Annotated in this window: 25 protein-coding genes and 1 tRNA gene; 14 read left to right on the plus strand and 12 right to left on the minus strand. The window is 53.7% G+C overall.

The window, feature by feature from the left end:
- Positions 1-109: 109 nt before the first annotated feature.
- Both bglA and OGV83_RS17535 read right to left on the minus strand, forming a co-directional pair.
- Positions 110-1,543 carry a 6-phospho-beta-glucosidase BglA gene (bglA, locus tag OGV83_RS17530; RefSeq protein WP_286464177.1) on the minus strand — a complete coding sequence of 478 codons (1,434 nt, stop codon included), beginning with the start codon at positions 1,541-1,543 and terminating at the stop codon, positions 110-112.
- 120 nt (positions 1,544-1,663) lie between these two features.
- Positions 1,664-2,392 carry a MurR/RpiR family transcriptional regulator gene (locus OGV83_RS17535; RefSeq protein WP_012135006.1) on the minus strand — a complete coding sequence of 243 codons (729 nt, stop codon included), beginning with the start codon at positions 2,390-2,392 and terminating at the stop codon, positions 1,664-1,666.
- 52 nt (positions 2,393-2,444) lie between these two features.
- Between OGV83_RS17535 and yqfB the strand changes: the two genes are divergently transcribed.
- On the plus strand, positions 2,445-2,756 hold the full coding sequence (gene yqfB, locus OGV83_RS17540) for a N(4)-acetylcytidine aminohydrolase (RefSeq protein ID WP_114848307.1): 312 nt from the start codon (positions 2,445-2,447) through the stop codon (positions 2,754-2,756).
- A 161-nt stretch (positions 2,757-2,917) separates the two neighbouring features.
- Complete coding sequence (gene trhA, locus OGV83_RS17545) at positions 2,918-3,577, plus strand: PAQR family membrane homeostasis protein TrhA (protein WP_012135004.1); 660 nt, start codon at positions 2,918-2,920, stop codon at positions 3,575-3,577.
- A gap of 153 nt (positions 3,578-3,730) precedes the next feature.
- On the opposite strand, the gene ygfZ is transcribed toward trhA, so the two are convergent.
- The gene (ygfZ, locus tag OGV83_RS17550; protein WP_110493848.1) at positions 3,731-4,711 is read right to left on the minus strand and encodes a tRNA-modifying protein YgfZ; all 981 of its coding nucleotides are present in this window, start codon (positions 4,709-4,711) and stop codon (positions 3,731-3,733) included.
- A gap of 256 nt (positions 4,712-4,967) precedes the next feature.
- On the opposite strand from ygfZ, the gene sdhE reads away from it, so the two are divergent.
- Both sdhE and OGV83_RS17560 read left to right on the plus strand, forming a co-directional pair.
- The gene (gene sdhE / locus OGV83_RS17555; protein WP_024130922.1) at positions 4,968-5,234 is read left to right on the plus strand and encodes an FAD assembly factor SdhE; all 267 of its coding nucleotides are present in this window, start codon (positions 4,968-4,970) and stop codon (positions 5,232-5,234) included.
- Entirely contained in the window at positions 5,215-5,622 is a 408-nt protein-coding gene (locus OGV83_RS17560; RefSeq protein WP_024130921.1) for a protein YgfX, read from the plus strand. Before sdhE ends, OGV83_RS17560 begins: the two co-directional genes overlap by 20 nt.
- 97 nt (positions 5,623-5,719) lie before the next feature.
- Here the strand turns inward: OGV83_RS17560 and fldB are convergent, their stop codons facing one another.
- Positions 5,720-6,244: a flavodoxin FldB gene (gene fldB / locus OGV83_RS17565; protein ID WP_012134999.1), complete on the minus strand. Its 525-nt coding sequence runs from the start codon at positions 6,242-6,244 to the stop codon at positions 5,720-5,722.
- Positions 6,245-6,347: 103 nt separating this feature from the next.
- On the opposite strand from fldB, the gene xerD reads away from it, so the two are divergent.
- The 5 genes from xerD to lysS all read left to right on the plus strand — a co-directional run bounded on the left by xerD (position 6,348) and on the right by lysS (position 12,429).
- Positions 6,348-7,244 (plus strand): site-specific tyrosine recombinase XerD, encoded by an 897-nt coding sequence (gene xerD, locus OGV83_RS17570; RefSeq protein WP_012134998.1) that lies wholly within the window; start codon positions 6,348-6,350, stop codon positions 7,242-7,244.
- A gap of 23 nt (positions 7,245-7,267) precedes the next feature.
- Complete coding sequence (gene dsbC, locus OGV83_RS17575; protein WP_047461435.1) at positions 7,268-7,978, plus strand: bifunctional protein-disulfide isomerase/oxidoreductase DsbC; 711 nt, start codon at positions 7,268-7,270, stop codon at positions 7,976-7,978.
- 5 nt (positions 7,979-7,983) lie between these two features.
- On the plus strand, positions 7,984-9,717 hold the full coding sequence (gene recJ, locus OGV83_RS17580) for a single-stranded-DNA-specific exonuclease RecJ (protein WP_047461438.1): 1,734 nt from the start codon (positions 7,984-7,986) through the stop codon (positions 9,715-9,717).
- A gap of 86 nt (positions 9,718-9,803) precedes the next feature.
- A protein-coding gene (gene prfB, locus OGV83_RS17585; RefSeq protein ID WP_096753903.1) for a peptide chain release factor 2 occupies positions 9,804-10,902 on the plus strand; the annotation gives its coding sequence in 2 pieces (ribosomal slippage) (positions 9,804-9,878 and positions 9,880-10,902; 1,098 coding nt in all).
- A 9-nt stretch (positions 10,903-10,911) separates the two neighbouring features.
- Entirely contained in the window at positions 10,912-12,429 is a 1,518-nt protein-coding gene (gene lysS / locus OGV83_RS17590; protein ID WP_012134993.1) for a lysine--tRNA ligase, read from the plus strand.
- 99 nt (positions 12,430-12,528) lie between these two features.
- Here the strand turns inward: lysS and idi are convergent, their stop codons facing one another.
- A complete protein-coding gene (gene idi, locus OGV83_RS17595; protein WP_115625883.1) occupies positions 12,529-13,074 on the minus strand; it encodes an isopentenyl-diphosphate Delta-isomerase in 546 nt (181 codons plus the stop codon).
- Between the two features lie 200 nt (positions 13,075-13,274).
- Between idi and actS the strand changes: the two genes are divergently transcribed.
- Positions 13,275-14,021 carry an amidase activator ActS gene (gene actS / locus OGV83_RS17600; RefSeq protein WP_058668057.1) on the plus strand — a complete coding sequence of 249 codons (747 nt, stop codon included), beginning with the start codon at positions 13,275-13,277 and terminating at the stop codon, positions 14,019-14,021.
- 79 nt (positions 14,022-14,100) lie between these two features.
- A tRNA-Gly gene (locus tag OGV83_RS17605) sits at positions 14,101-14,174 on the plus strand.
- 96 nt (positions 14,175-14,270) lie between these two features.
- Here OGV83_RS17605 and OGV83_RS17610 read toward each other — a convergent pair.
- From OGV83_RS17610 to OGV83_RS17620, 3 genes are read right to left on the minus strand one after another with little or no spacing between them, the layout of a single operon-like run.
- Entirely contained in the window at positions 14,271-14,966 is a 696-nt protein-coding gene (locus OGV83_RS17610; protein WP_049011223.1) for a LutC/YkgG family protein, read from the minus strand.
- Complete coding sequence (locus tag OGV83_RS17615; RefSeq protein WP_047461453.1) at positions 14,959-16,386, minus strand: LutB/LldF family L-lactate oxidation iron-sulfur protein; 1,428 nt, start codon at positions 16,384-16,386, stop codon at positions 14,959-14,961. Before OGV83_RS17615 ends, OGV83_RS17610 begins: the two co-directional genes overlap by 8 nt.
- A gap of 10 nt (positions 16,387-16,396) precedes the next feature.
- Positions 16,397-17,116 carry a (Fe-S)-binding protein gene (locus OGV83_RS17620; protein WP_024130919.1) on the minus strand — a complete coding sequence of 240 codons (720 nt, stop codon included), beginning with the start codon at positions 17,114-17,116 and terminating at the stop codon, positions 16,397-16,399.
- A gap of 492 nt (positions 17,117-17,608) precedes the next feature.
- On the opposite strand from OGV83_RS17620, the gene OGV83_RS17625 reads away from it, so the two are divergent.
- The 3 genes from OGV83_RS17625 to OGV83_RS17635 all read left to right on the plus strand — a co-directional run bounded on the left by OGV83_RS17625 (position 17,609) and on the right by OGV83_RS17635 (position 19,798).
- Positions 17,609-19,162, plus strand: coding sequence for an L-lactate permease (locus OGV83_RS17625; protein WP_024130918.1), 1,554 nt, complete (start codon positions 17,609-17,611; stop codon positions 19,160-19,162).
- A gap of 121 nt (positions 19,163-19,283) precedes the next feature.
- A complete protein-coding gene (yjdI, locus tag OGV83_RS17630; RefSeq protein ID WP_071257888.1) occupies positions 19,284-19,514 on the plus strand; it encodes a 4Fe-4S mono-cluster protein YjdI in 231 nt (76 codons plus the stop codon).
- A gap of 11 nt (positions 19,515-19,525) precedes the next feature.
- Positions 19,526-19,798, plus strand: a complete 273-nt coding sequence (locus OGV83_RS17635; protein WP_058669118.1) for a GNAT family N-acetyltransferase — start codon at positions 19,526-19,528, stop codon at positions 19,796-19,798.
- A 13-nt stretch (positions 19,799-19,811) separates the two neighbouring features.
- On the opposite strand, the gene OGV83_RS17640 is transcribed toward OGV83_RS17635, so the two are convergent.
- Genes OGV83_RS17640 through OGV83_RS17655 form a run of 4 tightly spaced genes read right to left on the minus strand, consistent with a single transcriptional unit; the run spans position 19,812 to position 25,198 of the window.
- Positions 19,812-20,594 carry a fimbria/pilus periplasmic chaperone gene (locus OGV83_RS17640; protein ID WP_286464202.1) on the minus strand — a complete coding sequence of 261 codons (783 nt, stop codon included), beginning with the start codon at positions 20,592-20,594 and terminating at the stop codon, positions 19,812-19,814.
- A complete protein-coding gene (gene stbD / locus OGV83_RS17645) occupies positions 20,560-21,897 on the minus strand; it encodes a fimbrial usher protein StbD (protein WP_286464204.1) in 1,338 nt (445 codons plus the stop codon). Before stbD ends, OGV83_RS17640 begins: the two co-directional genes overlap by 35 nt.
- A 3-nt stretch (positions 21,898-21,900) precedes the next feature.
- Positions 21,901-24,468: a fimbrial outer membrane usher protein gene (locus tag OGV83_RS17650; protein WP_286464206.1), complete on the minus strand. Its 2,568-nt coding sequence runs from the start codon at positions 24,466-24,468 to the stop codon at positions 21,901-21,903.
- On the minus strand, positions 24,449-25,198 hold the full coding sequence (locus OGV83_RS17655) for a fimbria/pilus periplasmic chaperone (RefSeq protein WP_286464209.1): 750 nt from the start codon (positions 25,196-25,198) through the stop codon (positions 24,449-24,451). Before OGV83_RS17655 ends, OGV83_RS17650 begins: the two co-directional genes overlap by 20 nt.
- Positions 25,199-25,248 lie beyond the last annotated feature (50 nt).

Consider the following 25,248-nt stretch of genomic DNA (forward strand, 5'->3'; position numbering starts at 1 on the left):
CTCTCTGCCATGCTGTAGGCCGGGTAAGCGCAAGCGCTACCCGGCTTTTTTTTATTCGGAGACAGAACTTGTCGGCCGGATAAGGTATTAGCCGCCACCCGGCAAAAAATTACAGCTTCTCGCCGTTGCTGGCGATAACCTCTTTATACCAGGTAAAACTTTTCTTCCGCGAGCGCGACATATCGCCGCTGCCGTCGTCATGCTTGTTCACGTAAATAAAACCGTAACGCTTGCTGTATTGCCCGGTCGTGAATGACACGCAATCGATGCAGCCCCACGGCGTATAGCCCATCAGATCCACGCCATCATACGTCACCGCTTTCATCATCTCTTCTACGTGAGCACGCAGATAGTCGATGCGGTAATCGTCGTTGATGCTGCCGTCTTCTTCCACTTTGTCGTAGGCGCCAAACCCATTTTCCACAATAAACAGCGGTTTCTGATAGCGTTCATACAGCTCGCACAGGGAATAACGCAGGCCGACCGGGTCAATTTGCCAGCCCCAGTCGGAAGCTTTGACGTGCGGATTCGGCACGCTGCCCTCGAAGCCGGAAATGGCATCGCCGCTACCGCCTTCCGCTTTTACTGCGTTAGTCATGTAATAGCTGAAGCCAAGGTAATCGCAGGTGCCTTCGCGCAGAATCTCCGCGTCGCCAGCGTCCATGTTGATGTTAAAGCCGCGACGTTCCCATTCGTTCAGCACGTAAGACGGGTAGTAGCCGCGTAGCTGAATGTCGGTAAACACATAGCGCTCACGCATGGATTCTTGCGCGAACATGACATCTTCCGGCTTACAGGAAAACGGATAGAGCGCGACCATCGCCAGCATACAGCCGACCTTCATCTCCGGGTTGATGCGGCGTGCCGCCTTTACCGCCAGCGCGCTGGCGACGAACTGGTGGTGCAGCACCTGATACATGGTTTCTTCCGGGTTTTCATGCTCGGTATACACCACGCCGGAACAGCAGTAGCCAAACAGCGGCGCGCGCCAGTTGCGCTGGTTGTTGATCTCGTTGAAGGTCATCCAGTATTTGACTTTGTGCTTGTAGCGCTCAAATACCACCTCCGCGAAGCGGACGAAGAAATCCACCACTTTACGGTTGGTCCAGCCGCCGTATTGCTGTACCAGATGCAGCGGCATTTCAAAGTGGGAGAGGGTGATGACCGGTTCGATGTTGTATCTGAGCAACTCATCGAACATATCATCGTAGAATTTCAGCCCTTCTTCGTTCGGTTGCGTCTCGTCACCCTGCGGGAAAATGCGGGTCCAGGCGATGGAGGTGCGAAAGCATTTAAAACCCATCTCGGCGAACAGCTTAATGTCTTCTTTATAGTGACCGTAAAAATCGACCGCTTCATGGTTCGGATAATATTTACCCGCTACGACTTGTCGGGTGATTTCACGCGGTACGCCATGCGCTCCGCCGGTCAGCACATCACAGATGCTCGGCTCTTTGCCGCCTTTGTTCCAGCCGCCTTCAACCTGATGAGCGGCAACTGCGCCGCCCCATAAGAAATCTTTTGGTAAGGTGAGTTTTTTCATTGTTGCTCAATCTCAAATTAATACAATCTGATTTTGAGTCTAACAAAGGAAGGCCAAAAGTCACGATATAACAAAATAGCGCTGGTGTAATTTGTTACGCCCAAAAAACAAATTGTTTTTTTACGCTAATTTTTTCGCCAGCTTACGGCCTAATGATTCAAGAATATAGATAACGGGGATCTGCGTTGTAATATCATAAACGCCAGCAATACGGGTTTGTGGTACATGCCAGGAGAGATTAAAATCAGCCAGCTTTGCCAGCGCCGAGTGTTCATGGCTGGTAATCGACAGCACTTTGCAGTTGTGCAGGCTGAACTGGCTGGCAAAACGCAGGATCTCCGCAGTCTCTCCCGATACTGAAAGCACAATCGCCAGCGCGTTTTTTGCCATGTCGTTGGTGACCGGAAAATAAGGATCGTCAATATGATTACTGAATTTCCCGACGTTAGAGAAAAAACGTGCGCCATATTTTGCCAGCGCGCCGGAAGTTCCTGCGCCGACAAATATAATACGTTCGGAAGATAAAATGATATCGACAGCCTGATCGAGTAATTTATCAAACTCATCGTTATTGACGCTTTTAAAGAAACTGATAATTTCGCTGGCGCCAAAATTAGCCTGTTGCGGCTCATCCTGCTCTAAATATAATTTAAAGCGCACGCGGAATTCAGAGTAGCCGTCACAGTGAAGTTTGCGACAAAAGCGCAGCACGGTGGTGGTGGAAACGCCCACGGCATCAGCCAGTTCGCGAATGGTCATGTACATGACTTTGTCACGGTTTTTGATGACATAGTTGTAGACCAGCATCTCAAGATTGTTGAGACTGGCGATGGCAGCGTGGGAGAACATACTCACAATGGCAAAACTCACTCATCAGACTTCATCTACAGGGAATAATAACATGCAGCCAAATGACATCACTTTTTTTCAGCGTTTCCAGGATGACATTCTGGCCGGACGCAAAACTATCACCATTCGTGACGAGTCCGAATCACACTTCAAAGCCGGGGATATTCTACGGGTTGGACGCTTCGAAGATGAGGGTTACTTCTGCACAATTGAGGTTGTTGGCACCTCAACCGTCACGCTGGAGACGCTGACGGAAAAACATGCCCGGCAGGAAAACATGACGCTTGAAGAACTTAAACATGTGATTGCCGGGATTTACCCGGATCAGACGCAATTTTATGTGATTGATTTTAAATGCCTTTGATTTTAATGAACAACTGTTAGTTGAAAAATAAGTTTCAACATCATGATTTACAAGGATTAATCTTAAGTTGATATTTATTTTAGCTAACAGGTGTTCACTGGAACCATTCTCAGTTACGCTAGGAACGCTATCACGATTGTGAACGTTCTTTGGAGTAAGCTATGGTGCAGAAACCATTAATCGCACAGGGATATTCGCTGGCAGAGGAAATTGCCAATAGCATCAGCCACGGTATTGGGTTGGTGTTTGGTATTGTCGGTCTGGTGCTGTTACTGGTTCAGGCGGTAGACGCGAATGCCAGTGCAACGGCCATTACCAGCTACAGCCTGTACGGCGGCAGCATGATCCTGCTGTTTCTTGCTTCAACCCTCTACCACGCGATTCCGCATCAGCGGGCGAAGATCTGGCTGAAAAAATTCGACCACTGCGCTATCTATCTGCTGATTGCCGGAACCTATACGCCGTTTTTGCTGGTAGGGCTGGATTCGCCGCTGGCGCGTGGGCTGATGATTGTCATCTGGAGCCTGGCGCTGCTCGGTATTTTATTCAAGCTGACTATCGCCCACCGGTTTAAGGTTCTCTCGCTGGTAACGTATTTAACGATGGGGTGGCTGTCGCTGATTGTGGTTTATCAACTGGCGATCAAACTGGCGGCGGGAGGCGTGACGCTGCTGGCGGTCGGCGGCGTGGTCTATTCGCTAGGCGTGATTTTCTACGTCTGCAAACGCATTCCCTATAACCATGCAATCTGGCACGGGTTCGTGCTGGGCGGCAGTGTGTGCCACTTTCTGGCGATCTATCTGTATGTAGGGCAGGTCTGACACACTGTTGCCGGATGGCGGCTACGCCTTATCCGGCCTACGAGGGATGGGGCCTGAAACCCAACTGTCGGATGGCGGCTAATACCTTATCCGGCCTACATGGCGCACTGAACTGTAGGCCTTAAAGCTGCGCGCCATCAGGCGTTATTCTTTTCACTCTTCCAGCGAATAGGGCAGCGGTACGATGTGCAGGGTATTCGCATCATCGCGTACGCGAAATACGCTGTCAGCTTCCATATCGTTGTTCATGACCACCTGCACCAGAACCTGGCCGTCATCCAGTTGCACTGCCGCAAGAATGGTGCCGGTACGACGCCAGTTCTCACCCATCTGCAACTCCAGATCTTCTCCGGCTTCCGGTACGCGGCTGGCTTTACCTGCCAGAGACCAGAGCGCGCGTTTGTTCGCACCGCGGAATTTTGCCCGGGCGACCATCTCCTGCCCGCTGTAGCAGCCTTTCTTAAAGCTGATACCGCCCAGCGCCTGTAGGTTGGTTGCCTGCGGTATAAATTGCCCGCTGTTCGCGGAGTCAATGACCGGAATGCCCGCTTCAATATCCAGCGCCAGCCACTGCTGGCTGTTGTTCAGCGCCGCTTCGCCACGCAGTTTTTCAGTCAGGGATTCAGCCGTGGCGACATCCGTAATCAGCAGAAAACGTTCCGCCGGATGTTCAAACCAAAGCAGGGTGGACGCCCCTTCGCACACTACCTGTTTTTCGCTGTTCGGTAACTCGCTAAAGATATTCGCCAGCGCTGCGCGAGCCTGAAAACCAGCGATACCGAGCAGAACACGCTCATCGTCAGGCACGATCGCGACTTTAGAGAACACGGCGTATTTTTTCAGCTCGGTCAGTTGGGCCTCGCGCAGACTGCGGCGTTCGATCCAGGCAAAACCGTCGCCGTCGCGGAACAGACGCAGGTTGCTCCACATCTTCCCTTTTGCATCGCAATGGGCGACCAGTAAGTGTTGCTGTTCGGTAAGCTGGTTGACGTCCGCAGTGACCTGACCTTGCATATACTTCTCGCTGTCGGCGCCGGTGATCGAGGCCAGCGCCCAGTCATCGAGAGTGATCAGCGTCAGAGGCAAACGGGCTGACGCGGACGGTTGACGAGGAGGAAAAGGTGTAAAAGCCATAATAATGTCCTGATTTGCTTAACGCAGTAATAGCGACTAATGGTAAAAGAGCTATAGCCCATTGCAAGCGGTTTAAACATCCCATTTGTGCCTTATCGCCCGCTTTGCGAGGCGCGATGCAAAATCGATGAACCCTTTGACTTAATGTGGTTTTATTTGCCGATCATGCTTCCGTTTATGGAGATTCCCGTAAAAGAACATGAAAAACACGTTACAATAGCCGGGTACTTCATTTTCGCGAGACAGGAAGAAGAACATGGATATTAATAACAAAGCACGTATTCATTGGGCATGCCGTCGCGGTATGCGTGAGCTCGACATTTCCATCATGCCGTTTTTCGAACATGAGTACGATAACTTAAGCGATGAAGAAAAATGCATCTTTGTTCGTTTGCTGGAATGCGACGATCCTGATTTATTTAACTGGTTGATGAACCACGGTAAACCGGGTGATGCAGAGCTGGAACAAATGGTGAAACTCATCCAGACACGGAATCGGGAACGTGGTCCTGTGGCAATCTGATTTACGCGTCTCCTGGCGCGCACAATGGCTCTCTTTGCTCATTCATGGGCTTGTCGCCGCATTGGTTTTATTGATGCCCTGGCCATTGAGCTACACGCCGCTCTGGCTGATATTGCTTTCGCTGGTGGTGTTCGACTGTGTGCGCAGTCAGCGGCGGATTAATACCCGGCAGGGCGAAATTAAACTGCTGATGGATGGGCGTTTACGTTGGCAAGGGCAAGACTGGACGATTCAGGGGCCGCCCTGGATGCTTAAAACTGGCATGATGCTGCGTTTGCGCGCCGACAGCGGGAAGCGTCAGCACTTGTGGCTGGCGGCAGACAGCATGGATGACGCCGAGTGGCGGGATTTACGGCGGTTAATGTTGCAACAGGCGACGCAGGGGTAACGCCAACGAAGGCCTGATGGCGCGCAGCTTTAAGGCCTACGGTTCGGTGCGCCATGCAGGCCGGACAGGGCGTTCACGCCGCTATCCGGCAAAACGGTCAGCAGGAATAGTGCTCTGCCATCTCACCGAGAATTTGCTCGCACCAGGCCTGGATGCGCTCATCGCTGAGATCGTACTGGTTGGTTTCATCCAGCGCCAGGCCGACAAAAAGTTGCCCATCGGCAATGACCGGTTTCGGGCTGGTGAACTCATAGCCTTCGGTAGGCCAGTAGCCGACAAATTTAACGCCTTTGGTGACAAGTTTGTCATGCAGCATACCCAGCGCATCCAGGAACCACTCGCCGTAGCCCAACTGGTCGCCCATGCCGTAGAGCGCGACAATTTTGCCTTCCAGCTTGAGATCGTCCAGTTGATTCCAGACGGCTTCCCAGTCTTCCTGTATTTCACCAAAATCCCAGGTCGGAATGCCTAAAATGAGCACATCGTACTGCTCCATTAAGGTCGGAGAGTCATCCTTGAGGTTGTGTAATGTGACCAGTTCCGGGCCAATAATGTCGCGAATTTTTTCCGCTGCCATTTCGGTATAGCAGGTGCTGGAACCATAAAAAAGGCCGATATTCATGACGTACTGCTCTCGATTCTTGCGATGACGATGCGGCTAGTGTACCAGAAAGGCGTCGGCTTCAGGCATAATGGCGTTGATTTAACACGCAGAGGGGCCCGAGATGGATAAGGATCTGGCGCGTATCGAGCAGTTTCTCGATGCCCTGTGGCTGGAGCGTAATCTGGCGGAAAATACGCTGAGCGCGTATCGGCGCGACTTGTCGATGGTGGTCGAATGGTTGCATCATCGTGGAAAAACGCTGGCGACGGTGCAGAGCGATGATTTACAAACGCTGCTGGCGGAACGTATGGATGGCGGGTATAAAGCCACCAGTTCCGCACGGTTGTTGAGCGCCACGCGGCGCTTCTTTCAGCATCTGTACCGTGAAAAATTTCGTGAGGACGATCCGAGCGCGCAGCTCGCGTCGCCCAAACTTCCGCAGCGTTTGCCAAAAGATCTCAGCGAAGCACAAGTTGAGAGATTATTACAGTCGCCAGTTGTTGACCAACCGCTGGAATTACGCGACAAAGCAATGCTGGAAGTGCTGTATGCGACGGGCCTGCGCGTTTCTGAGCTGGTCGGGCTGACCATGAGCGATATCAGCCTGCGCCAGGGCGTCGTGCGGGTTATCGGTAAAGGCAATAAAGAACGTCTGGTGCCGTTGGGCGAAGAGGCGGTGTACTGGCTGGAGACGTATCTGGAGCACGGGCGCCCGTGGCTGTTGAACGGCGTGTCGATTGACGTTTTATTTCCCAGCCAGCGGGCGCAACAAATGACGCGTCAGACCTTCTGGCACCGCATTAAACACTATGCCGTGCTGGCGGGAATCGACAGCGAAAAGCTGTCGCCGCACGTTTTGCGTCACGCTTTCGCCACCCATTTGCTGAATCATGGCGCTGACTTACGCGTTGTACAGATGCTGCTTGGGCATAGCGATCTCTCGACCACACAAATTTATACTCATGTCGCAACGGAGCGCTTGCGTCAACTTCATCAACAGCATCACCCGCGAGCGTGAGTGCTGACAGGAAAGGATAGGTTATGAAAAAACGTTTTATGATGTTCACCCTGCTGGCGGCATTTTCGGGAATGGTTCATGCGGACGATGCAGCCATTCGCCAGTCGCTGACTAAGCTGGGTGTGCAGAGCACGGAAATTCAGCCCGCGCCGGTTGCAGGCATGAAAACCGTGCTGACCAACAGCGGCGTGCTGTACGTCACCGACGATGGTAAGCATATTATTCAGGGGCCGATGTATGACGTCAGCGGCGCGTCGCCGGTAAATGTCACCAATCAGTTGCTGATGAAACACCTGAATGCGCTGGAAAAAGAGATGATTGTTTACAAAGCGCCGCAGGAAAAACATGTCATCACCATCTTTACCGACATCACCTGCGGCTACTGTCACAAGCTGCATGAAGAGATGAAAGACTACAACGCGCTGGGGATTACCGTGCGTTATCTGGCCTTCCCGCGCCAGGGGCTGGAAAGCCAGGCCGAGCAGGATATGAAGTCCATCTGGTGCGCGAAAGACCGAAACAAAGCCTTTGATGACGCGATGGCGGGCAAAGGCGTGAAAGCCGCCACCTGCGATATCGATATCGCCAATCATTATGCGCTGGGCGTGCAGTTCGGCGTGAGCGGCACGCCAGCGATTGTGCTGAGCAACGGCTATGTGGTGCCTGGCTATCAGGGGCCGAAAGAGATGAAGGCGTTCCTTGACGCGCACCAGAAACAGACCAGCGGTAAATAATTCGCGTGAAACAACAGATACAACTTCGTCGGCGTGAGGCCGACGAGACAGCTGAGCTGCCTGCTGACCTGCCGCCGCTGCTGCGCCGTTTATACGCCAGCCGGGGCGTACGCAGCGCGCAGGAGCTGGAGCGCAGCGTAAAAGGGATGCTGCCGTGGCAGCAGCTTAGCGGCGTCGAAAAGGCGGTTGAGATCCTCTATAACGCGTTTCGCGAGGGGACTCGCATCGTCGTCGTGGGCGATTTTGACGCAGATGGCGCCACCAGTACGGCGCTTAGCGTCCTCGGTATGCGTTCGCTGGGCTGTAACAATATCAGCTACCTGGTGCCAAACCGTTTTGAAGACGGCTACGGATTAAGCCCGGAAGTGGTCGATCAGGCGCATGCTCGCGGCGCGCAGCTGATTGTGACGGTGGATAACGGTATCTCTTCTCATGCCGGTGTGGAACATGCCAGAGCGTTGGGGATTCCGGTGGTAGTGACCGATCACCACCTGCCGGGCGATACGCTACCTGACGCAGAAGCCATCATTAACCCGAATCTGCGAGATTGCGATTTCCCGTCGAAGTCGCTGGCAGGCGTTGGCGTGGCGTTCTATCTGATGCTGGCGCTGCGCACTTTCCTGCGTGATAAAGGCTGGTTTGATGAGCGTGGCATTACGCCGCCGAATCTGGCGGAACTGCTCGACCTGGTCGCGTTAGGCACGGTGGCGGACGTGGTGCCGCTGGACGCCAATAACCGCATCTTGACGTGGCAGGGGTTGAGCCGTATCCGCGCCGGAAAATGTCGCCCAGGCATTAAGGCGCTGCTTGAGGTGTCGAACCGCGATCCGCAGAAGCTGGCGGCCAGCGATTTAGGCTTTGCGCTGGGGCCGCGTCTGAATGCCGCAGGGCGGCTGGATGATATGTCCGTCGGCGTGGCGTTGCTGCTGTGCGATAACATCGGCGAAGCGCGGGTGCTGGCGAATGAACTGGATGCGCTGAACCAGACGCGTAAAGAGATCGAACAGGGGATGCAGGCGGAAGCGCTGACCCTGTGCGAGAAACTGGAACGCAGCCGTGAAACGCTGCCTGGCGGCCTGGCGATGTACCATCCAGAATGGCATCAGGGCGTGGTCGGCATTCTGGCTTCGCGCATTAAAGAGCGCTTCCATCGCCCGGTGATTGCCTTTGCGCCCGCCGGTGACGGTACGCTGAAAGGTTCCGGTCGTTCCATTCAGGGGCTGCATATGCGCGATGCGCTGGAGCGTCTGGATACGCTGTATCCGGGGATGATGCTCAAATTCGGCGGCCATGCGATGGCGGCAGGATTGTCACTGGAAGAGGCGCAGTTTGAACATTTCCAGCAGCGTTTTGGCGAGCTGGTGACCGAGTGGCTCGACCCATCGCTGCTACAGGGCGAAGTGGTTTCTGATGGCCCGCTGAGCGTGGCTGAGATGACGATGGAAGTGGCGCAACTGCTGCGTGACGCAGGGCCGTGGGGGCAGATGTTCCCGGAACCGCTGTTTGACGGACGTTTTCGCCTGTTGCAGCAGCGGCTGGTCGGCGAACGCCACCTGAAAGTGATGGTCGAACCGGTTGGCGGCGGCCCGCTGCTGGACGGCATTGCGTTTAACGTTGATACCGCCTGCTGGCCGGATAACGGCGTACGCGAAGTTCAGCTTGCCTATAAGCTGGATATCAATGAGTTTCGCGGCAACCGTAGCCTACAGCTGATCATTGATCACCTCTGGCCAAATTGACAACAGTATATTAATGAGAGCGCGAATCCGGTAGAATTCCGCTCTTATCACTGCATTTTGACTAGTCCAATAAAAGAAATCAGACCATGTTTGAAATTAACCCGGTAAATAACCGCATTCAGGACCTCACGGAACGCTCTGACGTTCTTAGGGGGTATCTTTGACTACGATGCCAAGAAAGAGCGTCTGGAAGAAGTAAACGCCGAGCTGGAACAGCCGGATGTCTGGAACGAACCCGAACGCGCGCAGGCGCTGGGCAAAGAGCGTTCCTCCCTTGAAGCGATTGTCGACACCCTCGACCAAATGACTCAGGGTCTGGAAGATGTTTCCGGGCTGCTGGAGCTGGCTGTAGAAGCCGACGACGAAGAAACCTTTAACGAAGCCGTAGCTGAACTCGATACGCTGGAAGAAAAGCTGGCGCAGCTGGAATTCCGTCGTATGTTCTCCGGTGAGTATGACAGCGCGGATTGCTACCTCGATATTCAGGCAGGTTCCGGCGGTACTGAAGCGCAGGACTGGGCAAGCATGCTGGAGCGTATGTATCTGCGCTGGGCAGAAGCGCGCGGCTTTAAAACCGAAATTATTGAAGAGTCTGAAGGTGAAGTCGCGGGGATCAAATCCGTCACCATCAAGATTTCCGGCGAATACGCCTATGGCTGGCTGCGTACCGAAACCGGCGTTCATCGCCTGGTGCGTAAGAGCCCGTTCGATTCCGGCGGTCGTCGTCATACCTCGTTCAGCTCCGCGTTCGTCTACCCGGAAGTTGACGATGATATTGATATCGAGATCAACCCGGCAGACCTGCGTATCGACGTTTATCGCGCATCCGGTGCGGGCGGTCAGCACGTTAACCGTACAGAATCTGCGGTACGTATTACGCACATCCCGACCGGGATTGTGACGCAGTGCCAGAACGACCGTTCCCAGCACAAAAACAAAGACCAGGCCATGAAGCAGATGAAAGCGAAGCTTTATGAACTGGAGATGCAGAAGAAAAATGCCGAGAAACAGGCGATGGAAGATAACAAATCCGACATCGGCTGGGGCAGCCAGATTCGTTCTTATGTCCTTGATGACTCCCGCATTAAAGACTTGCGTACCGGGGTTGAGACCCGCAACACGCAGGCGGTGCTGGATGGCAGCCTGGATCAATTTATCGAAGCAAGTTTGAAAGCAGGGTTATGAGGAACCAACATGTCTGAACAACACGCACAGGGCGCTGACGCGGTAACCGATCTTAACAATGAACTGAAAACGCGCCGCGAGAAGCTGGCTAGCCTGCGCGAGCAGGGTATTCCGTTCCCGAATGATTTCCGTCGCGATCACACCTCAGACCAACTGCACGCTGACTTCGACGCGAAAGAGAACGAAGAACTGGAAGCGCTGAACATCGAAGTGTCCGTTGCGGGCCGTATGATGACCCGTCGTATTATGGGTAAAGCGTCTTTCGTTACGTTGCAGGATGTCGGCGGCCGTATTCAGCTGTACGTTGCCCGTGACGATCTGCCGGAAGGCGTTTACAACGAGCAGTTCAAAAAATGGGATCTGGGCGATATCCTCGGCGCGAAAGGGAAGCTGTTCAAGACCAAAACCGGTGAGCTGTCCATCCACTGCACCGAACTGCGTCTGCTGACCAAAGCGCTGCGTCCGCTGCCGGATAAATTCCACGGCTTGCAGGATCAGGAAGCGCGCTATCGCCAGCGTTACCTGGATCTCATCTCTAACGATGAATCCCGTAACACCTTTAAAGTCCGTTCACAGATTATGGCGGGTATTCGTCAGTTCATGGTTGGCCGCGGCTTTATGGAAGTGGAAACTCCGATGATGCAGGTGATTCCTGGCGGTGCGGCAGCACGTCCGTTTATCACCCATCACAACGCGCTGGATCTGGACATGTACCTGCGTATCGCGCCGGAACTGTACCTGAAGCGTCTGGTGGTTGGTGGCTTCGAGCGCGTGTTCGAAATCAACCGTAACTTCCGTAACGAAGGGATCTCCGTTCGTCATAACCCAGAGTTCACCATGATGGAACTCTATATGGCGTATGCGGACTATAAAGACCTGATCGAACTGACTGAATCGCTGTTCCGTACGCTGGCGCAGGATATTCTGGGCAAAACTGAAGTGCCTTACGGCGATGAAGTGTTCGACTTCGGCAAGCCGTTCGAAAAACTGACCATGCGCGAGGCTATCAAGAAATACCGTCCTGAAACGGATATGGCCGATCTGGATAACTTCGACTCCGCCAAAGCGATCGCTGAATCTATCGGCATCAAGGTTGAGAAAAGCTGGGGCCTGGGCCGCATCGTAACTGAGATCTTCGAAGAAGTGGCGGAAGCGCACCTGATTCAGCCGACCTTCATCACCGAATATCCGGCAGAGGTTTCTCCGCTGGCGCGCCGTAACGACGTGAACCCGGAAATCACCGACCGCTTTGAATTCTTCATCGGCGGCCGTGAAATTGGTAACGGCTTTAGCGAGCTGAACGATGCAGAAGATCAGGCGCAGCGTTTCCAGGATCAGGTTAACGCGAAAGAAGCCGGTGACGACGAAGCGATGTTCTACGACGAAGACTACGTTACTGCTCTGGAGCACGGTCTGCCGCCGACAGCGGGTCTGGGAATTGGTATCGACCGCATGGTAATGCTGTTCACCAACAGCCACACCATCCGCGACGTGATTCTGTTCCCGGCGATGCGTCCGGTAAAATAAGACGTGAGATGCCGGATGGCGGCTTTGCCTTATCCGGCCTACGATTTGCACTTCTGTAGGCCCGGTAAGCGTAGCGCCACCGGGCACAAAGCCAGTAAATTAACCCTGGCTGTACTCCCGCAACAACTCACGCGCCTTGTCGTCAGACGCCTGCAATACCATCCACGGACTGAACGCCCACGGCGCCGCGCTCAATGCTTGCCATACGGTTTCCAGGCCGCTCCACTGGTAATCCATCACTTCATCCGGGTTTACCTGTAGCGCACTGGTCACCTGCGCGGCGTATACCGGACAGACCTCATTTTCCACGATGCCATTCGGGTCAGTTGCCCGATAGCGAAAATCTGGATAGACGGGCGTCAGGTTGGTAATTTCGACGCCAAGCTCAAAACGGCTGCGTCGGATAATTGCCGCTTCAGTGCTTTCTCCCTGCTGTGGGTGTCCGCATACTGAGTTGGTCCAGACTCCCGGCCACGCTTTTTTACTGAGCGAGCGGCGAGTGACCAGCAATTGCCCCTGCGCGTTAAACAACCAGCATGAGAAGGCGAGATGTAAAAGGGTATCAGAGGTATGAGCCGCATATTTCTCCAGTATGCCGTCAGGATTACCCTGCTCATCCAGCAATATGACATGTTCCCCGGTCATAAAAACTCCTGAATATGAAAATAGCCGCATACTGCTGCAAGCCATATACTCTGGCAACTAGCGTAGTCTATATAGGGTGGAAAGGCATTACCAAAAGTAGCGGTGGCAAGAAGGAGATATCGTGACACCGATGGCAATACATTGGGCATCTGGCTTTTGGCTGCTATGATAAGGCGTTTGAAATGTTGCGAGGAATAGTTTTGAGTGCAGGACGCCTGAACAACAAGAGCCTGAGTATTGTGATGCTGCTTTGTGCAGGCTTGCTTTTAGCGGGCTGCTCCAGCAATCAATCTTCTGATTCGGGTTCCGTCTATACCGTTAAGCGGGGAGATACGCTCTACCGCATTTCGCGCACGACGGGAACCAGCGTGAAAGAACTTGCCCGCCTGAACGGTATTTCCCCGCCTTACACCATTGAGGTCGGGCAAAAACTGAAACTGGGCGGCGGGGCGAAGCGTTCCGGTTCATCGCGTGCGACCACGGCGAAATCCTCTACGAAAACGGCGGCAGTCAGACCGTCCTCTTCTGTGCCGCAATCTTCCTGGCCTCCGGTAGGGCAACGTTGCTGGCGCTGGCCTGCCAGCGGCAAAGTCATTTTGCCTTATTCAACGGCGGAAGGCGGCAACAAAGGCATTGATATTTCCGCCGCGCGCGGTACGCCGATTTATGCGGCAGGGGCAGGGAAGGTGGTCTATGTCGGCAACCAGTTACGCGGTTACGGGAACCTCATCATGATTAAACATAATGAGGATTACATCACCGCTTATGCCCACAACGACACGCTGTTAGTTAACAACGGGCAGAGCGTGAAAGCCGGGCAGAAAATTGCCACAATGGGGAGCACTGATGCGGATTCTGTTCGCTTGCACTTCCAGATTCGCTACCGCGCAACAGCGATTGATCCACTGCGTTATTTACCGCCGCAGGGGAGCAAACCAAAATGCTGACGGTGAATTAATCGCCAGTCAGTGAGCAAGCACCTTGTCAATAAGAGCGTAAGGTTTATAATGCCTTACGCATCTCGAAGCGGGCGTAGTTCAATGGTAGAACGAGAGCTTCCCAAGCTCTATACGAGGGTTCGATTCCCTTCGCCCGCTCCAGCTTCAAGTCTCCTGAACTCCGCATTCAACTCCCAACAGGATTAACTGCCCGCTATTATGGCGTCCATGCCAGTAGTGCGGTCATTAACAGCCGTATCAACAATCTTCAATAATCAGATATACCGCCTTAACCGGGCCATGCACGCCGACCACCTTGATCAGTTCGATATCCGCCGTTGAGCTGGGGCCACTGATGATGTTAATACATGATGGCATGCGTTCACCGGCCTGCGCTTTCTGATGCAGTTTTTCCGCCAGTTGCGCCACGCGTGGCAGAATGGTGCTTTTACGCAGCACGAAAATCGAGGATTCCGGCAGCAGGCTTAATGAGCGCCCGCGCTCCGGCGCGGAAAACAGCACCACACCGCCCGATTCCGTTAAGCCATATTCGGCATACACTACGCCGACTTTCGCTTGCTCGGCCTGGGTAACATTCTCTGCTCCCCGGGTCGGGTCCCAGACCACGGCGTTGCATTCCTGCTGCAAGCGTTCGGTGATCCCCAGTTCAACCAGCCGACTGTCGCCGCTGAGCACCACCGATTTATGTCCCAGTTCTTCACACAGGCGTAACGCCGCTTCCGGCGCCTGCGCTTCGCTGGTCAGTTCGCAGCGTACCAGCATGACATCGCTCGCAAACTGGATAAACGCGTCGCAGCGCTGCTGCTGGCTAAGTTCGGTCAGTCGCTCGTTCGCATAGTTGTTAACCGGCAGCGTATCTGCCTGCGGTTCGAATCGCAGCGGGCGGCCCAGCGCCTGGGCGATGGTGTTTAAAAACGCGCTACGGTTATCCATTCTTTTTCTCCTCTGCCTGATGTTTCTTAAACCAGCTACGGAAACTCTCTCCGTCAGCATCAGGGAGATCTCGCGCCTCCATCCAGTCACCAATAGCGCCGACTTTAAGCGGCGTTTTACCGCCATTAATAAACCAGCTTGCCGCATGGGCGCCCGCCATCATCCCGACTTTCCACAGCCCAGGATGGCTATTGGCATAAGCGAACATTTTGATCGCCCGTCGCTCGGCTTTCGGGGTAATGCCCTCTTCGGCCATCACTCTGCGATGGCGCAGGATCAGTTTTGACAGCGGAATGCGCACCGGGCAGACACTGTCGCAGGCCGTGCATAATGAACAGGCATACGGCAGATCTTTAAAATCCTTATAACCGCCGAGCAGCGGGGAAATCACCGCGCCGATAGGGCCGGGATAGATTGAGCCATAGCCGTGTCCACCAATGTGGCGGTATGCCGGGCAGGTGTTCATACAGGCTCCGCAGCGAATGCAGCGCAGCACGTCGCGAAATTCAGAACCGAGTACCTGGGAACGCCCGTTATCCACGATAACCAGATGGAACTCTTCCGGCCCGTCAACGTGGCCTGCCTCGCGTGGGCCGGTCAGCCAGGTGTTGTAACCCGTCAAACGTGCGCCAACGGCGCTGCGCGCCAGCATGGTGATCAGTACGTCCACCTCGGCAAAGGTGGGGGCGATACGCTCCATCCCCATCACCGCAATGTGTGTTTTCGGCAGCGTGGTACACATCCGCGCATTGCCTTCGTTGGTCACCAGGCACACCGATCCGGTTTCCGCCACGGCGAAATTACAGCCGGTAATACCGATTTCAGCGCTGAGGAAATCCTCGCGGATCTTCTGGCGGATGAATAAGGTCATCGCTTCTGGCGTTTCCGGGCCGTCATAGCCCAGACGTTCATGCAGCACGCGGCGGATCTGATAGCGATCCTTATGGATTGCCGGAACCACAACGTGTGAAGGCGGGTCCTGATCCAACTGGAGAATATACTCGCCCAGATCGGTTTCGATCACCTGAATTCCGGCATCCTGCAACACATGATTGACGCCAATCTCTTCGGTCACCATCGACTTGGACTTCACTACCTTGCGCGCGTTTTTACTTTGGGCGACCTGTAAAATGTAGCGGGTGGCTTCTTCTTTGGTTTTGGCGAAGTAGACGTGCCCGCCGTTTTCCGTCACTTTCTCGGTGAGTTGATACAGGTAAGCGTCGAGATTACTCAGAACGTGATCGCGGATCTGGCTGGCACGGTCACGCCATTCGTCCCAATGCCCTAACTCATCGACCATTTTTTGCCGATTCGCGCCGATTCGCTCCTGCGCATTGGCCACGGCTTTGCGCATGATCGGATCTTCAATTTGCTGACGAATGCGCAGTTTAAATTCTACATCGCTGGTTTTTATCGACATCTCTTTCCCCTCAGCGGCTCATCAGCACTTCAGCAATATGCATCACTTTGACCGGCTGGCCTTCCCGTTGCAGTCGACCGCCAATGTTCAGCAGGCAACTGACGTCTGCGCCAATCAAATATTCAGGCCGGGCATCCATCAGGTGTAAGACTTTCTCTTTCACCATCTCGCCGGATATTTCGGCCATTTTGACCGAGAACGTCCCGCCAAATCCGCAGCAGGTATCCTGATCGGCAAACGTCAATAGCTCCAGCCCGCGCACATTTTTCAGTAGCGTGAGCGGCTCTTCCTTCACTCCCAGCTTGCGGGTCAGGCTACAGGATGGGTGATAGACAGCTCTGCCCTGAAGGCTGGCTCCCACATCCACCACACCCAGTTTATTAACGATAAAGGAGGTGAGATCCTGCATGCGCGCGGCGACCTTTTCCGCACGTAACGCCCATTCAGGCTCATCGACCAGATATGTTGGGTAGCTTTTTACCGCGTAGGTACAGGAGCCAGCAGGAGAGATAATCGGGTCGTCGTTGTCTTCCAGCGCTGCGATCAGGTTTTTCATCCCAGGGATCGCTTCTTTGATGTAGCCGCTGTTGATGGCTGGCTGGCCGCAACACCCTTGCTTCTCGGGGAAATTAACGCGGCAGCCCAGTTTTTCCAGCAGCAATACGGAGTCTCGTGCCATCCGTGATTTCAGCGCGTCACCAATACAGGTAACAAAGAAATTTACATTCACAATTAATGCTCCATTGCTTCACTTCTATTTAGCCCCGATGGCAACCGGCCACCGGGTCATAAATCAATAATAAAAACGACCATTGTTTTTCGGTTTATCCTACTCTATGTTCATTTGTATGACAAAATAGAATAATCCACCAATCAATACCCATATGCAATACCCGGGTTTATTTATTTCGGCATCGCTCACATTTTTATAATGAAAACTACAGCGATGTGAACGTCCGAAAAATAGTTTCAAGTGATTACTAATTTCGTCAATATCATTATTAAACAGGTTGTTAAATAACTATTTATAGGTATCTGCCTTGCTCTTAAGTATATTTGCCTGGCATTGAATTTTAATTAAAAGATTACAATAGTTACAAAACTACAAATCATAATTACTTTATTCACTGAAGCGATTCAGTTTACATATTTCATTTGACCGGCAATGTAGCCTCCCCACCATAAATATAAATCAGGTTTAATGAACCAATCAGGAATAGTAATGAACGAATATTTTATGTTTGCCCTGGCACTCTCTCCTTTGCTGCTTATGGTATTTTTAATTCTGAAATTGAAAATGCCCATCCATTATTCAGTTTTGATTTCGCTGGCATTCACTGCCGCGCTGTCTGCAATATTCTGGGACATGCCAGTACAAAATCTTAAAGCCTCGATGGGTTATGGCGCACTGAAAGGATTATGGCCGATCGTGATTGTGATCCTCGGCGCTATATTCAGTTATAACGTCATGCAGGCGACCAAAGCGCTGGATATTCTCCGCGATATTCTCGCCAGTATTAGCGAAGATAAGCGTATTCAGGTACTGCTGATTTCGTGGTGTTTCGGTGGATTCCTTGAAGCGGCTGCCGGGTACGGTACGGCGGTCGCGATACCTATCGGTATTCTCATCGCGCTGGGATTCAACCCACTGAAGGCAGCAATTGCTTCACTTGTGGCCAACACCGTACCCACGGCGTTCGGGGCGGTTGGTATTCCGGTCTCTATCCTGGCTGAACAGGTTAATCTGCCGGTTTACACCTTAGGCGGAACGATTATTCTGCAATTAGCCCTTTTTAATATCCTGCTGCCGTTTGTCATAATTTGCATTATTGGCGGTGGCCTGAAAGCCATTCGCGGCGTGTTCCTTATTACGCTGCTTTGCGGTATCACAACGCTTGTTCCGCAGTATTTTGTCGCCATACATCTCGGGGCAGAATTACCCGCCTTTGCCGGCAGTCTGGTCAGTCTTTTTGCTGTCGCAATTGCCAGCCGCCTGCGCAAAGGGAAAACAGATCCCGAGTGGCGCATTGAAGTCAGCCACACCCGTGAAACGACGCCGCGCTCGGCGAAAGTGCTGTTCCGGGTCGGTTCTATCTATCTGTTTATTTTTGTCTTTATTCTGCTGTGCTCGCCGTTATTTCCAACGATAAAAGCGGCGGCTTCTCAGTTGGCTTCGGTGCTGCATTTTACGCTGGCCGATGGCAAAACGCTGGCGCTGAAAGTTGAATGGGTCACCACGCCCGGAATGTTGATCATCTTTGCGACTATTATTGGCGGTTTTATTCAGGGGGCATCGGCACGCGGTATGCTGGAAGTGTTTATCAAGACCGTGTTCCAGCTTAAAAATTCCATTGTCGCGATTATGGCGATCGTCGCTCTGGCAACGGTAATGGATCTTAGTGGTATTATCTCCACGCTGGCCCAGTCGATTGTCGATCTGACCGGAAGCTCGTACGTTTTTCTCGCTCCGGTGATTGGCGCGCTGGGAACGTTTGTTACCGGCAGCGACACCAACTCGAATATTCTGTTTGGCAAACTACAAACCATTGCCGCCAGTAAATTAAATATTGATCCAAACTGGCTGGCTGCGGCAAATACCTCCGGCGCAACGGGCGGGAAAATGATTTCACCGCAAAGTATCGCCATTGCGGTTTCGGCAACCAAAATGGAAGGACAGGCGAATCAGATAATGTCCGGCACTATGAAGTACTGCTGTGCCTATATTGTGATCCTTGGATTAAAAGTTGGTCTCTTTTATTACTGGTTTATGACTTAACGTTATTTTGCGCAACGACGACTGTTCATCAACTGGCAAATGCCTCTGTTTTCCTGTAGCCACGCCACTTTGACGGGGCTATGCTTACTAGCGAAAACATAACAATTACAGAGGCAATGTCATGGATCAGGAACTACTGGATGCGGGTTACCGGGCCTATACCGGCGAGAAAATCGATGTCTATTTCAATACGGCCATTTGTCAGCACTCGGGTAATTGCGTGCGCGGTAGTGCGAAGCTCTTTAATCTGAAACGTAAGCCGTGGATCATCCCGGATGAAGTGGATGTGGCAACGGTTGTGCATGTTATTGATACCTGTCCGAGCGGCGCGCTGAAATACCGCCAGAAATAAGTGAGGAAATGATGGAGATACTCGAAGGCCACAACAAATTTTATGTGAATGATGCTGCGGGTAATCAGGTCGCCGAAATCGTATTTGTACCGACGGGCGAACATCTGAGCATTATTGAGCATACGGATGTCGATCCCAGCCTGAAGGGGCAGGGCGTCGGTAAACAGCTTGTCGCGAAGGTGGTTGAAAAGATGCGCGAGGAGAACCGCAAGGTTATTCCACTTTGTCCTTTCGCCAAACATGAGTTTGATAAAACGCGCGAGTATGACGATATCCGCGCCTGATGCGTTTTACCGGTCATCGCCGTGGGTTTCTGCCCACGGTCTTTTCCGGCGCTCCGCTGTTTATTATCGGTTTCTCATAAACCCAGCGATTACCGTGGTCGTTGATAAGCTCGTACCTGACGGTACGACAATGTCCTGCCTTCCCGGATAACGATAGCGGTTGTGAAGACAGCGGAGCGATCATCAGCGGCGTTGCGCTGACGTTGTCGCACGCCAGCGCTGCCAGCGTGATGTACCACGGCGTCGGGTTATTAACATAAAGCTGCGCCTCCTGCGGCTGGAATATGAAGGTCAGCCGTTCGCCATCCTGCTCTCTCAATGGCCCAACGCCCTGTGGACGAATAAACACTTTCATGCGGATGCGCAGCGGCAGCACGAGTTTTTGCCGCGTTTTCGCGTCCTGATCGGTCATCGGCGGGATCTGGTAGATATTCAGCCAGTAAAGCGACTCCCGCTCGCGCGCTAACTCAGGCTTCTCTGCGAGCTGTAACTTTACCGTCCGAATTTCCGTCGGCTGCATTTTGAATACGGGCGGTATCGCGACGATGGGCGTGATGGTCTCAGCAGGCTGACTCAGCGGATCGCCTTCATCCGTCCAGATTTGAACCAGGGCAGGGTGCTGCGCTGAATTTGCCAGCGCCAGCGAATAATGGCTCTCTCCGGCGTTAAAAATAACGCGAGTCACTTCCGTATTGACCACGGCCCGTGCGGGGGGCGCCGTCCATCCTGTCCAGACGATAAGAAGCGTGTATGTGGGCCAGTTACTGAAAACTGACCACCACCTGGAGCTGTGCATAGACCGTTCCTGCTGTTACGTTTTCCCCCGGAATCGCTTCCAGAGAGGCGGTAAAGTCGCCGCTGTAGAGGCTGGTTGAGCCGCTGGCGGTTTGCGTGGTCAGATCCTGATAGCCGTACCAGCCGCCCGCGTTGCCCGTGGCTGTGGCTATTTGGTTGGGCAGAAGATTCAGCGCATTGCCATTTTGCTTGTCGCTGTAGAGGCGAATGCCGACGCCTGATGCAACGCCGTTTACGCCATAATGATTGTCGAGTAGCCATGTATAGGCGCCGGAACCGGTCTTGAGGCCCAACTGAGAGGCCGCATTGGCTGCGGTGGGATTGCTGACCAGGAATCCCATCGCTACATATGCTCTTAAGCTGGTGGACGCCGTCGTGCCGGACAACGCCCCGGTTTCGCATTCGACGCTAATGCTAAAAGGAGCCTGACTGCTGCCGCCGCTGATGAGTTCGCCAACGCTGGTAGGCGGTAACCTGACAATGGCAGGATAGTCGTTGACCCGGCAGGCGGCGCCGCGCACGAACACGGTCTGGCTGGTTAACGTCCAGCCGCCGGGCCACTGCGCTGCGCCCCAGCCGCTATAGTTGGTTCGGCTGTCAGCGCCCTCGAAAAGCCCTGAACTCATGCCGCCACCGTGGAAAGCAATATAGCCTGCCGGTCCCGCGTAGGGATAGGTATAACGGTTGGAACCATCAACGCCTCTGGCGCTGTCATCAACCCGAAACAGTTCAACAAATACGTCGCTAAAGGCGCTGGCTGGGATGTAGATATAGGTGCCGTCATTGAACATTTCACTTTCCGGGATTGCGCGCGCTTTCCAGTAACGGGAGTAATATTCTCCGGTTTTTAGATTGGTCAGCCTGACCGCCACGTTTTTAACGTAGGTGTAGTAAGCGCCGTCGATTCCCGGTACGTCGACCATGCCTCCCCAGTAATCGTCGCCGTTGGTGGCGTAGTATTCATATACCTGGCCGATTTCGGAAACGGTACAGCGAAACATAATCTGATTGGTCGTGACGCCCTGCGTTCGTCCATTGGGGACGAAACTGGCAGCGGCGCTGCCCAGCAACGTGCCTTCGCTCTGAAATCCCGTCCCGTTGCTTAAGGTAATGACGCCGGGCAAGCCCAGTTTCCCTTTTACATCGCCATCCCCCACGCCGCCCCAACTGGCGCCCACATAACCTGCGTCTTTCGCCGCCTGAGAAAGGGAGCTGGCTGACGTGACCTTGATGCAGGCGGACAGGGCAGGATGCGCAACCATGCCGCTGAATAACAGGCCGTAAAAGAGCTGTCTGATTTTCATACGTTATTCCTGACGACAAGGTAGTGTGAGCTGATACAGCGGCGCATGCGTTTTAGCCGGTAGTTGATACCAGACCTGGCACCGCTGCGTGGATTTTTGCCCCCACTGTACGAACAGCACGCCGGATTGTTCCGCCAGTCGGGCGTAAATTTGCCCGCCCTGGCCGACCATTCCCACGGATTCGCCGTGGCCGTCCGTCACGTCAGCGCCCATCGGCGGCTGGTCGCCATCGGGAAGCGTTGTGTTGATGAGCGCCGCTTTACCGCTGGTGGTCGTGAATTTCACGCGAGAAATCGCGCCGGCGTAGGGCACGATGCGCTTGCTGCCGCTCTGTAGCTCAACTTCGGCATTCATGTTTCCGCTGTCCAGACTTACGGTGTTATAGCGATAGGGGGTCATGGAAGGGAGCAGGGCATAGCCGAAATAATCGACCGTTGCGCCTTGCCCGTTACGTACCGCCGCGCCGCGTGCGCCTGGCGCTTCGATAAGCGCGAACGTATCGCTGGTGTAGGGGCCAGCGGTGATCCCGCCGCGGTGGGCGACCAGCGTGCCGGACATCCCCAGACCATATTGCTGGTAATCGCTGCCGCGGGAGGCAAAGCCGCGAAACGCGCCGACGGCGGTTCGTTGCTCCACGTTGCCGCCCCAGGTTGCGCTGCTGCCGTCGTGCTTATCTCGCTCCAGACCGCTATAAACGGCCCAGGATGTGGCGCTGTTCTCGCCCGTGGCGCCGCTTATCCCCACCGTGGCGGTGCGAACGTCGCGGCTGCGATTCATATCCAGATTTAGCTGCGTGCGGCTGGCGCCAACATCGAAGGGGATGGAGATCCCCAGTGAAAGCGTGTTTTCGGTGTATTTACGCTGGTTTTCGCGGTCAAAATCCTGGTCGTTTACGCTGGTGTCGTAGCGGCTGGCATAACTGCTGCGCTGTCTGGCGGCGCTAAGATTAAAGGTGATGTTGCGCCAGCTGTTGCTGTAGCCAAACTGGAGTTGGGTGATGCGCGACGCGTCGCTGTAGTAATCTGACGTACTGCCGGTGAAGCTAACCATGCCCCAGTCGCCCATCGGCTGGCTGAGCGTGGCGGAAAAGTTATTACGCTGGTGCAGCGTATCCGAATAATACGCCACGCTGTTTTTCTGCTGACGGCGCACGCCCAGCACATCCTGCAAATCACGATAACCGCTGGTGGAGTAACGGTAGGCCGCCAGCACCAGATTTGTGCCGGTGGTAAACGTTTTGCTGTAGCTGGCCTCAATGCGCCAGCCCTGCTCGTTATCGTCGTTTTCGACTCTGGCGTTTGAGTAAACGGTATTGAGGCCGAATGCCCCGACGGATGTTGCCATTACCCCGCCCAGCAGAAACGCCTGATAATCATCGGCCAGCCGTGAACCCAAATTGGCGGTTAGCGTGTTGCTCATCCCGCGCTGCAAAACGCCTTCGACAAATTTATTCTCCACGCTGTAGTAGTGGCGAACGTAGCCCATTGCCAGCTCATAGTTCCAGTTTCCCGGTCGAACGGAATCAGGAACCGCCGAGTAGGGAACGGTAAAACTTGAGATTTGCCCGTTCGCTTCGATGACATCGACGGCCAGATCGCCCTGGCCACGGGTATTGTAGAGATCGTTAATAACAAAAGCGCCGGGCGCGACGGTGGTTTCGTAAATCACTTTACCCTGCTGGCGTACCACCACGCGGGCGGTTGTGGTCGCCACGCCGCGCACTTCCGGCGCATAACCGCGTTTGCCCTGCGGCCACATCCGTTGATCGGTGTTCAGTTTTATGCCGTTGAATGAGAGGCTACCGAACAGGCTGCTGTTGGTGTAATTGTCCCCAAACGCTATCACGCTCTCAAACTGAGGAAGAGGGCGCTGAATCGCGGTCGCTACCGCATTGTATTTGTAGTGGCTACCCGTCTGGTTGTCATCGGCATAGCGGAGGTTCCCCTGATGACGAAATTGCCACAGCCCGATGTTGAAACCGCCATTGATATTGCTCCACAGGTAGTCGTAGCGCAGGTGTGAGTCTGTATTTTCCGTATGATAAAAATTGGTATTGTGGCGCAAAAACAGCGCGGTCTCTCCGGCGTCCCATTCGGAAACGGGAATATACCCCCGGGGAGCGTGGTAAAGCCCGGCCTGAGGAATCGTCATATTCAGGCGCAGCTTCGCCATATCCACTTGCCAACTGATTTTTTGCCCGGTCTCGCTGATGCGCAGACAGTGCGGCGTTGAAGACGCCGCAGAGGAGCGCGTGCGAATCGCGCTGGCGCGAACCACCTCAAACGGCAGACAGGGTTCGACGGCGTTATCCGGCGTGGCGGATGCGATAAGTTCGATCTTTTCCTGCTGGCGAATCAACTGGTTATTAAGATAAACATCCAGCACGTATTCACCCGCAGGCACGCTGTCTTGGGTATGATTAAAGCGCTGGAGATCCAGACCATGACCGTATGCGGACCCCTGGAGCAGCGCGGGATCAAAATAGTAATCGGCCCTGGTCGCAGCGGAAAATGCCGTAACGCATACCATCAGGCCGAAACCCGCCGGGCGGTTAAAGAGGAAAATCTTCACTGATTCTGGCTCCCTGATCGTTAATCAACGTGATGCGAACACGCTGATTTGCAGTCGATCGGGCGTCGGTAAAGACATAACGCTCACTGCTGAAAGGGGCAATCATGCCTGCTTTTTGGGCGCGGGTTTCTGAGGCATTGATCAACTGTAGCCCGGCAATGGTGATGTAATAAGGCTGATTATTTTTAATGGTGATGCCGGTTTGACCTGTCCGCGTGACCTGAAGGTTCGCCAGCATTTTTTGTGGATTACCGTTTAATTCAGCCGGACGATAAAATAACTTCACCCGGTTGCGTAGCATGATCAGCAGGCTGTTTTGATTGCCCTGATCCGGGCTACGTTGGCCCACATTCGCGGGCGGAACCTGCATAAAATTAAAATAGAACAGAGATTCCCTGTCTTGTGGCAGGGACTGGGCCGCCGTAAAAACAATCCGAATAATTTGCCCTTCGCCGGGTTGAATACGAAATACCGGCGGCGTGGCGATAAAGGGAAGTTGAGCTGATTTCTCCGGCCCGTCTGTCATATTGCCGTTATCGAACCAGGTTGAGACCACGTAAGGGAAGGAATCTTTATTCTTTAAATGAACATCGACAGAGTTGGCTGAACCATTATAAATAATTCGCGTCCCGGTCATGGTAATACTGGCGGCGACGTGTTCACTCCAGAGTGTAAAAAAGATAAACAGAAACCCCGCGAGAGAATACAGGGCGTCGCGAATGGGGTTCATTTATTACTCCCTGGTCGAAAGAGGGCGGGACGAAATTCCCGCCTGGGTTA

Origin of the sequence: Citrobacter sp. CK189, assembly GCF_030333505.1 — a bacterium.
Lineage (GTDB): Bacteria > Pseudomonadota > Gammaproteobacteria > Enterobacterales > Enterobacteriaceae > Citrobacter_B > Citrobacter_B koseri.